This window comes from Asaia sp. W19 (genome assembly GCF_003994335.1).
Lineage (GTDB): Bacteria > Pseudomonadota > Alphaproteobacteria > Acetobacterales > Acetobacteraceae > Asaia.
This window is the reverse complement of record NZ_PNQZ01000124.1, coordinates 1-9,711: the sequence shown is the minus strand read 5'-3', so window position 1 is coordinate 9,711 and position 9,711 is coordinate 1. Positions and strand designations below refer to the sequence as shown.

The 9,711-nt window shown below is 61.4% G+C and carries 11 protein-coding genes; 10 read left to right on the top strand and 1 reads right to left on the bottom strand.

The genetic code is table 11. The features are described from left to right. The first annotated feature begins 538 nt into the window (after positions 1 to 538). From C0V97_RS17225 to C0V97_RS17180, 10 genes are all read left to right on the top strand, one after another. Positions 539 to 1,471, top strand: a complete 933-nt coding sequence (locus C0V97_RS17225) for a ribose-phosphate pyrophosphokinase (protein ID WP_127101934.1) — start codon at positions 539 to 541, stop codon at positions 1,469 to 1,471. Positions 1,472 to 1,483: 12 nt separating this feature from the next. Next, complete coding sequence (locus C0V97_RS17220; RefSeq protein ID WP_127101933.1) at positions 1,484 to 2,068, top strand: histidine phosphatase family protein; 585 nt, start codon at positions 1,484 to 1,486, stop codon at positions 2,066 to 2,068. A 393-nt stretch (positions 2,069 to 2,461) separates the two neighbouring features. Beyond that, positions 2,462 to 3,100: a 50S ribosomal protein L25/general stress protein Ctc gene (locus C0V97_RS17215; RefSeq protein WP_127101932.1), complete on the top strand. Its 639-nt coding sequence runs from the start codon at positions 2,462 to 2,464 to the stop codon at positions 3,098 to 3,100. Between the two features lie 20 nt (positions 3,101 to 3,120). Continuing rightward, on the top strand, positions 3,121 to 3,699 hold the full coding sequence (gene pth, locus C0V97_RS17210; RefSeq protein WP_127101938.1) for an aminoacyl-tRNA hydrolase: 579 nt from the start codon (positions 3,121 to 3,123) through the stop codon (positions 3,697 to 3,699). After that, on the top strand, positions 3,699 to 4,793 hold the full coding sequence (ychF, locus tag C0V97_RS17205; protein ID WP_127101931.1) for a redox-regulated ATPase YchF: 1,095 nt from the start codon (positions 3,699 to 3,701) through the stop codon (positions 4,791 to 4,793). Before pth ends, ychF begins: the two co-directional genes overlap by 1 nt. An 81-nt stretch (positions 4,794 to 4,874) precedes the next feature. Beyond that, on the top strand, positions 4,875 to 6,029 hold the full coding sequence (locus C0V97_RS17200; RefSeq protein ID WP_127101930.1) for a glycerate kinase: 1,155 nt from the start codon (positions 4,875 to 4,877) through the stop codon (positions 6,027 to 6,029). A 72-nt stretch (positions 6,030 to 6,101) separates the two neighbouring features. Further along, positions 6,102 to 7,361, top strand: a complete 1,260-nt coding sequence (locus C0V97_RS17195) for a glutamate-5-semialdehyde dehydrogenase (protein WP_127101929.1) — start codon at positions 6,102 to 6,104, stop codon at positions 7,359 to 7,361. Position 7,362: 1 nt separating this feature from the next. After that, positions 7,363 to 7,989: a nicotinate-nucleotide adenylyltransferase gene (locus C0V97_RS17190; RefSeq protein WP_233582025.1), complete on the top strand. Its 627-nt coding sequence runs from the start codon at positions 7,363 to 7,365 to the stop codon at positions 7,987 to 7,989. A gap of 120 nt (positions 7,990 to 8,109) precedes the next feature. Continuing rightward, positions 8,110 to 8,562: a ribosome silencing factor gene (gene rsfS, locus C0V97_RS17185; RefSeq protein WP_127101928.1), complete on the top strand. Its 453-nt coding sequence runs from the start codon at positions 8,110 to 8,112 to the stop codon at positions 8,560 to 8,562. A gap of 9 nt (positions 8,563 to 8,571) precedes the next feature. Then, positions 8,572 to 9,027 (top strand): 23S rRNA (pseudouridine(1915)-N(3))-methyltransferase RlmH, encoded by a 456-nt coding sequence (locus tag C0V97_RS17180; protein ID WP_199751700.1) that lies wholly within the window; start codon positions 8,572 to 8,574, stop codon positions 9,025 to 9,027. Positions 9,028 to 9,127: 100 nt separating this feature from the next. On the opposite strand, the gene C0V97_RS17175 is transcribed toward C0V97_RS17180, so the two are convergent. After that, positions 9,128 to 9,711 (bottom strand): CHAP domain-containing protein (locus C0V97_RS17175; RefSeq protein WP_148114963.1); only part of this gene is annotated, 584 nt, incomplete at its 5' end.

Here is a 9,711-nt window from a genome sequence, read left to right as displayed (position 1 = left end):
GTCCTTTCTTCAAGGAATGGAGTGTAGACGGGGGGGGACGGGTATGGCGGTATCGGGACGGGCGAGCAGATACCTTGTACTTCTCCTGACGGGTGCACCAATTTCGGATCGTCTACCGACACGTTTCGTTTTACCGTCAAAAACGGGCAGGTCGACAGTCTCGACTGGGACCGGCCTCTCGGCCGCGAAGGCACGATCCGCGCATTGTGGCACCTCATCGAAATTCACCGACTTTCTTTGATTGATCCAAGCTGTGGTGAAGATCTTCCAATGCTCTACGTTCTTTCAGAAGCCTGTCTGGAAGATGTCGAACAAGTGTGGCCCGGTTGCAGGGAAAGCGGTGTTCATGTGTTCAGCGGCTACGAAGACTTCAGATCGCATTTCGAAAGCTGATACCCAGCACATGGGTAGAGGCGCGCACTAGGCCTGTAAAAAACGCTCTATCGACGATCCCCGATCCCCATGAGTTAATGACAGCGTGGCGCAGCATTGTTAGAAGGCCGCGTTTGCTGCCGCCCCGGACCGGAGTCGTTTCCCGATGAAGATCGTCGCCTGTAACAGTAACCTGCCTCTGGCGCGTGCCGTTGCTCAGGAATTGCGCCTCCCCCTGTGCAAGGTGTCCGTGCGGCGTTTTGCCGATGCTGAAGTCTTCGTGGAGATTCAGGAAAACGTGCGCGGCGAAGACGTGTTCGTGATCCAGAGCACCTGCTCGCCCACCAATGACAATCTGATGGAATTGCTGATCATGCTCGACGCCCTGCGTCGCGGGTCAGCCCGTCGCGTCACCGCAGTGATGCCCTATTTCGGCTATGCAAGGCAGGACCGTAAATCGGGTCCGCGTACGCCCATCAGCGCCAAGCTGGTCGCCAATCTCCTGGTTGAAGCCGGTGCCAACCGCATCCTGACCATGGATCTGCACGCCATGCAGATTCAGGGCTTTTTCGATATCCCGGTCGATAACCTTTATGCTGCGCCGCTCTTCAAGCGCGACATCAATGCCCGACATCCGAATGAAGACCTGATGATTGTCTCCCCTGACGTGGGTGGCGTGGTGCGCGCACGCCAGCTGGCGCAGCGACTGACCACCGATCTCGCCATCATCGACAAGCGCCGCGAGCGCGCCGGCGTGTCGGAGGTCATGAACGTGATCGGCGATGTGAGCGGCCGTTACTGTATCCTGGTGGATGATATCGTCGATAGCGGCGGCTCCCTGTGCAACGCCGCCCAAGCCCTGATGAATCACGGTGCCGCCGGGGTTGAAGCCTATGTGACTCATGGTGTCCTTACCGGGCAGGCGGTCGAGCGCATTACAGCCTCACCCATCAAGATGCTGACCTTGACCGATAGCATCCCCGCCACCGAGGCCATGGAAAGCTCGCCCAATATCCGGCAGATCAGCACCGCCAATCTTCTGGCGCGCGCCATGAGTGCTGTGGCAGATGAAAGCTCTGTTTCCTCGCTTTTCGATTAAGGATCGGTATTCATGCTGCTTCGTCGCCCCTTCTGGTACCTGCGCCACGGTCAGACCGACTGGAACGCCCAGAATCTTTCTCAGGGCCGGACGGACATTCCCCTGAATGCCACCGGGCGCGAACAGGCCGTCAAGGCTGGTGCCTCCCTCTCGCGCCACTGGCGCGATGGCGCAGCACCAATTGCGCGTATCGTCGCATCGCCCCTGACACGCGCACACGACACGGCACTCGCTGCTCAGCAAGCTATCGTTAGTGCGAGTGGCGTCACCCTTCCGCTCAGCACCGATCGCGACCTCGAGGAAGTGTGTTTCGGCGTGATGGAAGGCGAGCCCATGGGCGACTGGTACGACCCCTGGATCGCCGGCGAATTCACCCCCGAGGGCTGCGAAACCTTCGAAGGCCTGAAAACCCGTGCTGCCAGTGCCGTTAACCGCGCGCTCGAGCAGGACGGTATCCCCATGATCGTCGCTCATGGCGCGCTGTTCCGCGCCTTGCGCGCCGCCATGAGCCTGCCGATCAATGTCCGCCTCGCCAACGCTGTGCCGCTTTATTGCGATCCGACGGAAAATGGCTGGGTGCTGACCGCTTACGAATAAGGGAAGCGGGGCGCTGCCCCGCGCCCCGGAAAGGGACAAGCCCCTTTCATCCCGGCTTTTCTGAATCGGGATCTTAGGGGCTGTGCTCCTTCATGGGTTTCAGAGCGGAGGCCTGAGGCAGCGCAACCAGTACGGGAAGCGAGGCGCTGCTCCGTACCCCGGAAGGGACAAGTCCCTTTCACCCCCGCTTTTTTCAATCGGGATCAAAGGGGCTGCGCTCCTTTGCGGGTTTCAGGGCAGAGCCCTGAGAAGCACCCCTGTCTCCAGGCAACATGCGGGCAAATCGCCCGCCGACTCCCGAAGATCATTGCTTTGCATCCTCATTTCCGCTAAGGCGCGCCTTCACTCAGGCACCCCTGGAGGCCATGAGTGCAATGAATTTGGGAGAATACCGTGACAAATATGACGTCCCTCGAAGTCTCTACGCGCGCGAAGGCTGGTAAGGGGGCAGCGCGCGCAACGAGACGTGCCGGTCTGGTGCCGGGTGTTGTGTATGGTGGCAAGCAGGAGCCCTCGCTGATCCAGATCGATCCGCGCATCATTCACAAGGAAATGGTTCGTGGCGGCTGGCGCTCGCGCCTGTATGAACTGCCGCTCGAAGGTGGCACCGTGCGCGCCCTGCTGCGTGAAGTACAGCTGCACCCCGTGACCGATGCGCCGATCCATGTCGATTTCCAGCGTCTGGCGGCTGGCGAGAAGGTTCATGTGACCGTCGCCATTCACGTGACCGGCGAAGACAAGGCTCCTGGCATCAAGCGCGGTGGCGTGCTGAACCTGGTTCGCCACACGGTGGACGTCATGGCCGATGTGGACAACATCCCGGCGAGCTTCACGGTTGATCTGAGCGCGCTCGACATCCACGACAACGTGCGTTGGGACGATCTGACCGGCACCGAGAACGTGACGCCGGTTCTGCAGCTGCCGAACTTCGTTATCGCCACCATCGCGCCGCCGACGGTCGATGCCGAGATGGAAGCTGAAGCCGCTGCGAAGGCTGCTGCTGAAGCCGCTGCTCCTGCGAAGAAGAAGTAAGACCGCTCAGGGTGGCCGCAATGCTACTCTGGACCGGGCTCGGTAACCCCGAGCCCGGCATGCGCAGGCAGCGCCATAACATTGGCTTCATGGCTGTCGAGCGTATTGCCGAATACTACCGGTTTTCTCCCTGGCGTGCACGCTTCAAGGGAGAGACGGCCGAGGGGAGCATCGAGGGACAAAAGGTTCTTCTGCTCAAGCCCATGACCTATATGAATCTGTCCGGCGAAAGCGTGCAGCAGGCTGTACGGTTCTTCAAGATTCCGGTCTCTGACATCACGGCGTTTCATGACGAGCTCGATCTTGCCTTCTGCAAGGTGCGCGTCAAACGGGGCGGCGGCGCAGCGGGGCATAATGGTCTTCGCTCGATGGACAGGATGCTGGGGGACCAGAGCTACCAGCGCGTGCGCCTCGGTATCGGCCACCCTGGCCACAAGGACCGTGTGACGGGTCATGTGCTGGGCGATTTCGCCAAGGCCGAACAGACAGAACTTGAAACGCTTCTCGATGCCGTGGCTGCGGCGTCGCCCCTGCTGGCCAAGGGGGAACCGGAAGCGACAATGACAAAAATCGCCATGCTGTGCGGGGAGAAACGCTGATGGGCTTCAATTGTGGCATCGTGGGGCTCCCCAATGTGGGCAAATCCACCCTGTTCAACGCGCTGACGGAAACGGCAGCAGCCCAGGCGGCGAACTATCCCTTCTGCACGATCGAACCCAATGTGGGGCGCGTGGCCGTGCCCGACGCGCGTCTCGACAACCTCGCGCGTATCGGCAAGTCGCAGAAGATCCTGCCGACCAGCCTCGAATTCGTCGATATTGCCGGTCTCGTGCGCGGCGCTTCTCGTGGCGAAGGGCTGGGTAACCAGTTTCTCGCCAATATTCGCGAAGTCGATGCCATCATCCATGTGCTGCGCTGCTTCGAGGATGACGACATCACCCATGTCGAGGGCGGTGTGGACCCGGTGCGCGATGCCGAGATCATCGAGACCGAACTGATGCTGGCCGATCTGGATTCGCTCGAAAAGCGTCAGGTCTCGCTGCAGAAGCGCGCCCGGGGCAATGACCGTGAAGCGCAGCAGCAGCTCGCCATCATGGACCCCATCATCGCGGCCCTGCGTGAGGGCAAGTCTGCCCGCACCGCTGTGCCGAAAGGCGAGGAAGAAACCGCGCGCCGCCTGCAACTCATGACCACCAAGCCGGTGCTCTATGTCTGCAATGTCGAGGAAGGCTCAGCCGCCACCGGCAATAGCCATTCCGAAGCCGTGCGCAAGCGCGCCGAGGCCGAGGGGGCTGCCATGGTTGTGGTCTCTGCCGCCATCGAAGCGGAAGTCAGCCAGCTGCCGCAGGAAGAGCGCGCCGAGTTCCTCGAGGGGCTGGGGCTGAGCAATTCCGGCCTGGATCGTGTGATTGCTGCTGGTTATGGCCTGCTGGGTCTCAGCACCTATTTCACGGTTGGCCCCAAAGAGACTCGCGCTTGGACCATCACCAAGGGCACAAAAGCCCCGCAGGCTGCGGCCGTCATTCACAATGACTTCGAACGAGGCTTCATTGCCTGCGAAACCGTGGCCTATGACGACTATATTAGCTGTGGCGGTGAATCGGGCGCCAAGGAAGCGGGCAAGCTGCGTATCGAGGGCAAGGAATATGTGGTGCAGGATGGCGATGTCTTACTGTTTCGCTTCAACGTCTGAGCGATCTGCCCAGCCGCGCACCGGGACTTGACCCGATCGGCGCGGCGTGTGGAAGATAGGGGCGCTATACCCGAGGCGCCCATGGATATTCTCGTTGCCTGTGACTCGTTCAAGGAAAGCCTGACAGCCGAGGCTGTCGTTCAGGCGATTATCACCGGGTTTTCGTCAATCTTCCCTAAGGCGCGCTATCACGGCTATCCCATGGCGGATGGGGGAGAAGGCACGGCCTCTCTCATGGCGCGGGTTCTAGGCGGTCATCTCGAAACACGGATGGTATGCGGCCCGCTGGGCCTGCCGGTAGCGGCGAAATTTGCCGTGCTCGATCAGGGGCGCACAGCGTTGATCGAGCTGGCCGAGGCGGCTGGCCTTGCACAGGTTCCTCCCGAATCACGCACCCCGCTTTTTACGACGACACAGGGTGTGGGCGAGATCATGCGCGCCGCGCTCGATCTGGGTTGTCGTCATCTGGTGCTCGCGCTGGGGGGAAGCGCGACCTGCGACGGGGGGGCTGGCCTGCTTCAGGCTCTCGGTGTCTCGCTGCGCGATCTGCAGGGCCGCGAAATTGCGCAGGGCGGTGGTCCATTGGGCGCGGTGTTCTCGCTCCACAAGGAAGGACTCGACCCTAGGCTGACAGAGTGCACGATTGAAATCCTGTGCGATGTAACGGCTCCCCTTCTGGGGGAAACAGGTGCGGCCAATGTGTTCGGCCCCCAGAAAGGGGCAACGCCGCCCATGATCCCCATACTCAATGCCGCGCTCGCCCGTCTGGCGAGTCTGATCGAGGTCCATTGTGGGCGTGATCTGTCCGTTTTGCCTGGTATCGGTGCGGCCGGTGGGGCAGGGCTCGGGCTCGTGGGGCTTTGTGGTGCGCAACTTGTGCCGGGAGCTGAGGCGATTGCGCGGCTCCTCGGCCTCGAAAAAATGATGCCTGCCATGGATCTGGTCATCACGGGAGAGGGCAGGCTGGATGGCCAGACGGCGCAGGGCAAGGCACCTCAGGCCGTCGCCAGCCTCGCCCGCGCGTCGGGCAAGCCGGTCGTTGCCATAGCCGGTACGTTGGGTCAGGGCCACGAAGCCTTGTACGAAACCGGGTTCGGGGCATTGTTCAGCAGCCTCGATCGCCCTTGTTCACTGGAGGAGGCATTCAACGAAGCCGAGCCCGCTCTGCAGCGCTGTGCGCGCAATGTCGCAGCCAGCCTGGCTATCGGGCGATCTTTTCAAGCTGTGCAGGAGTGATACATAGCTGATCGTCCTTTCGCAGGTCTGGTCCCGAAAGGTACAGAAAATGCATCGCAGACAGGAGAATGCATGATGGAAGCCGCAACGAGCCCGTCCGATTTCAAGGCCCTGACCGGACCAGCGCGCGCGGCGGCACGCATTCTTGCTATTGCTCCGGACAGCCAGAGGAACGAAGCCCTGCGCGCAGCAGCCGCTGCGCTGCGGGATCATGCCGCCGATATTCTTGTGGCCAACGCACGCGATGTGGCGTCTTCCAAGGCGAGCGCCGCTTTCATCGATCGGTTGACACTCACCCCCGCACGCATCGAAGCCATGGCCAAGGGTCTCGAATCCATCGCTTTGCTGCCTGACCCTGTGGGGCGAGTGTTGTCCGAATGGACCCGCCCCAACGGGTTGAACATCCGCCGCGTCGCCACCCCCCTGGGGGTGATTGGCATGATTTACGAGAGCCGGCCCAATGTCGGGGCCGATGCTGCGGGACTATGCGTCAAATCGGGTAACGCTGTGATCTTGCGTGGGGGCTCCGAGAGCCTCAATTCGGCGCGGTGCATTCAGTCCTGTATCCAGCAGGGTCTGGAGCAGGCCGGGCTGCCCCGCGATTGCGTGCAGATCGTGCCCGATTCCGATCGTGTCCATGTGGCCTCGATGCTGGGCGCGGCAGGAGAGATCGACATGATCATCCCGCGCGGCGGCAAATCCCTGGTGGAGCGCGTGCAGCGCGAAGCACGCGTGCCCGTGCTCGCCCATGCGGATGGGTTGTGTCACACCTATATCCACCGTGATGCCGATATCGGCATGGCGCGTGAAATCCTGGCCAATGCCAAGATGCGCCGCACCGGAATTTGCGGGGCAACGGAGACGTTGCTGATCGATGACGCGATCGCCGAATCGTTGCTGCCGGTTCTGGTACAGGACCTTCATGCACTCGGATGTGCGATTTTGGGCGATGAGACAGCGCGTCGTATCGTGCATGATCTCGAGCCCGCGACCTCCGATGATTTTGCGACGGAATGGCTCGATGCCCGTCTTTCCGTAGCCGTGGTCGAGGATGTGGATGCGGCGCTCGCGCATATCGCACGCTATGGGAGCGGTCATACCGAGGCGATCATCACGGAAAACGCAGCTATCGCCGAGCGTTTCCTGAACGGGACCGATAGCGCAGTGGTGATGTGGAATGCCTCGACGCAGTTCTGTGACGGGGGCGAATTCGGTTTTGGGGCCGAGATCGGCATTGCAACCGGAAAGATCCACGCGCGGGGTCCGGTAGGATTGGAGCAGCTGACGACTTTCCGTTACGAGGTGCGGGGCACCGGACAGACACGCCCCTGACGTGCCCCAAATTCCGAAATACGGGGATGGGCGTGCGATTTCGGTCGGTTTGCTGGGTGGATCTTTCAACCCTGCTCATGCAGGCCATCTCCAGCTTGCCCGCTATGCCCTGACCCACCTGCGACTCGACCAGGTCTGGCTCATGGTCTCTCCCGGTAATCCTCTCAAGCCACGAATCGGTATGGCACCGTTTGAGAACAGGCTCGATTCGGCGCGGGCTCTGGCGGATGGACGCCGTATCATCGCGACCGATATCGAGGCGCGTCTGAACAAGCGCTATACGGTCGAGACCATTGCCCTGCTCAGGTTGCGATTCCCCAATGCGCGGTTCGTCTGGCTGATGGGAGCAGATAGCCTGGCAACGCTGACACGCTGGCGCCGCTGGCATGAACTGGCACTGCATGTGCCGATGGCGGTGGTCCCGCGACCAGGCAGTAACCGTACCGCGCTCTCGGGCAAGGCGACCCATGCACTGAGTCATTTGCGGGTGCCCGCAAGGCAGGGGCCGATTCTCTCGCGTTCGAAAGGTGGTGTCTGGGCTTTTCTTCCGGCGCCGCAAAACGGTATATCAGCGACAGCGTTGAGGGATTCTGGAAACTATCCCGCCGCGCTCTCTCTAATGCCATGACCGGAGTGTCGAGCCATCGCCAGAAAACCGTCCGACGAGACGACCACCCCAGCCCGTCGCAGCCGCGCGTCCGCTGGTGAGACCAAGACCAAACTCGCCACGGGCGAGGCTACCGCAACCCTGAAAACTGCTGGAACACCGCGCAAGAAGGCTGCCGCCGCCGGGCCGCGCAAGGCGCGTACCGCTCCGCGCGAGGGCGCAGAGCGCGAGCTGGTCGAAAAGGCGCTGGTCGTCATCACGACAAGTCTCGACGAGGACAAGGCCGAGGATATCGTGACCCTCGATCTGCGCGGCCGTGCGAGCTTTGCCGATCATATGGTCGTCGCTACCGGTATAGCCGATCGTCAGATTGCAGCCATGGCATCGCATATCGAAGACAAGCTGAACGAGATCGGCATCAAGCGTATCACCATCGAAGGCGCGAATGGCACGGATTGGGTGCTGCTCGACACCGGCGATATCGTTGTGCACCTGTTCAAGCCGGAAAGCCGCGCGCTTTACGCGCTCGAGCGCATGTGGGGCAAGGATCTGGATGACAGCGCAGCCGACGAAGCGGATACGACGGATCTCTGATCCCGCATGATCCGTATCGTTGCTGTCGGTCGCCTGAAGAGAGGGCCGGAGCGGGAGCTGTTCGACCGCTACGTCGAACGCACCCGCCCGAAAATCGATCTGATCGAGATCGCTGAATCGCGCGGGAGCGCGCTGGAGATCCGTCGCAAGGATGCTGCCGCCATTCTGGCAGCCTGCCCGGAGGGAGGCATTGTTGTCGCCCTTGACGAGGGCGGGGCGTCACCCGATTCACAACAATTTTCCACCATGCTCGAATCCTGGCTCGCGACAGGCAAGCAAGTGAGCTTTGTCATTGGCGGTGCTGAGGGGCTGGAAGCCAGCGTGATTGATCGGGCCAATTCGCGTCTGTCCTTCGGCCGCATGACCTGGCCGCATATGATCGTCAGACTACTCCTGGCCGAACAGATCTACCGCGCGCGCGCCATAAGCGCGGGCCATCCGTATCATCGCGCCGTCCGCCCCTGACAAATACGCAGCTCTGTCTTCAGCAACGGCGGTCATGAGGGCAACAAAAAAAGGCGACCCGTTTCCGGGCCGCCTTGGTGGCGATAAGCCGCGCTGACGATTAGCGCAGGTTACGGCTGGGACCTTCCAGCCCGAAAGCGTCTTCCGGGGCCTCGGCCACTTCGGTCGAGTTCATCGGATGCTGAAGGGCATCAAAGCTTGCTGTTTCAACAGAACGCGACCGTGTGGAACGATGTGCTGGGGCCGGCGTATTATTGGCCATCATCACACCGTCATCGGGACGGCCATAGATGAACCCATAAGTGGGGTAGATGCTGCCATAGGTTTCGGTCTTGCTGTTCAGCGCAACGCGAACGGCAGACCAGTCATTATTGGGGGACACGTCAATGACGCGTACGTTCTTCGCAATGCCGTTCTGCGCCCAATGAGACTGGTCGATCACGATCGTCCGATTGTCTTCGACCGCGCGAACCACGGCCACGTGGCCGTAGGGCATGCGTCGGATGGCACGAAAGTTCAGAACCGAGCCCGGCTCGGGAGCCGAACCGCGCGCGTAGACTCCGCGGGAATTCTCCCACCAGTCTCGGGCGTTGCCGCTCAGCACGACATCAGAGGCGGTTTTTGCATAGGCAACACACTGGATCACATGCCCGCCGGAACGATGGCGGCGCGGTGTGAAGCGGG

Bases quoted from the DNA above. Each gene is read 5' to 3' on its own strand.
- C0V97_RS17200 (WP_127101930.1), top strand. From the start codon at position 4,875: ATGGATATTCTCGTTGCCTGTGACTCGTTCAAGGAAAGCCTGACAGCC.
- ychF (WP_127101931.1), top strand. From the start codon at position 3,699: ATGGGCTTCAATTGTGGCATCGTGGGGCTCCCCAATGTGGGCAAATCC.
- C0V97_RS17225 (WP_127101934.1), top strand. From the start codon at position 539: ATGAAGATCGTCGCCTGTAACAGTAACCTGCCTCTGGCGCGTGCCGTT.
- pth (WP_127101938.1), top strand. From the start codon at position 3,121: ATGCTACTCTGGACCGGGCTCGGTAACCCCGAGCCCGGCATGCGCAGG.
- C0V97_RS17195 (WP_127101929.1), top strand. From the start codon at position 6,102: ATGATGGAAGCCGCAACGAGCCCGTCCGATTTCAAGGCCCTGACCGGA.
- C0V97_RS17220 (WP_127101933.1), top strand. From the start codon at position 1,484: ATGCTGCTTCGTCGCCCCTTCTGGTACCTGCGCCACGGTCAGACCGAC.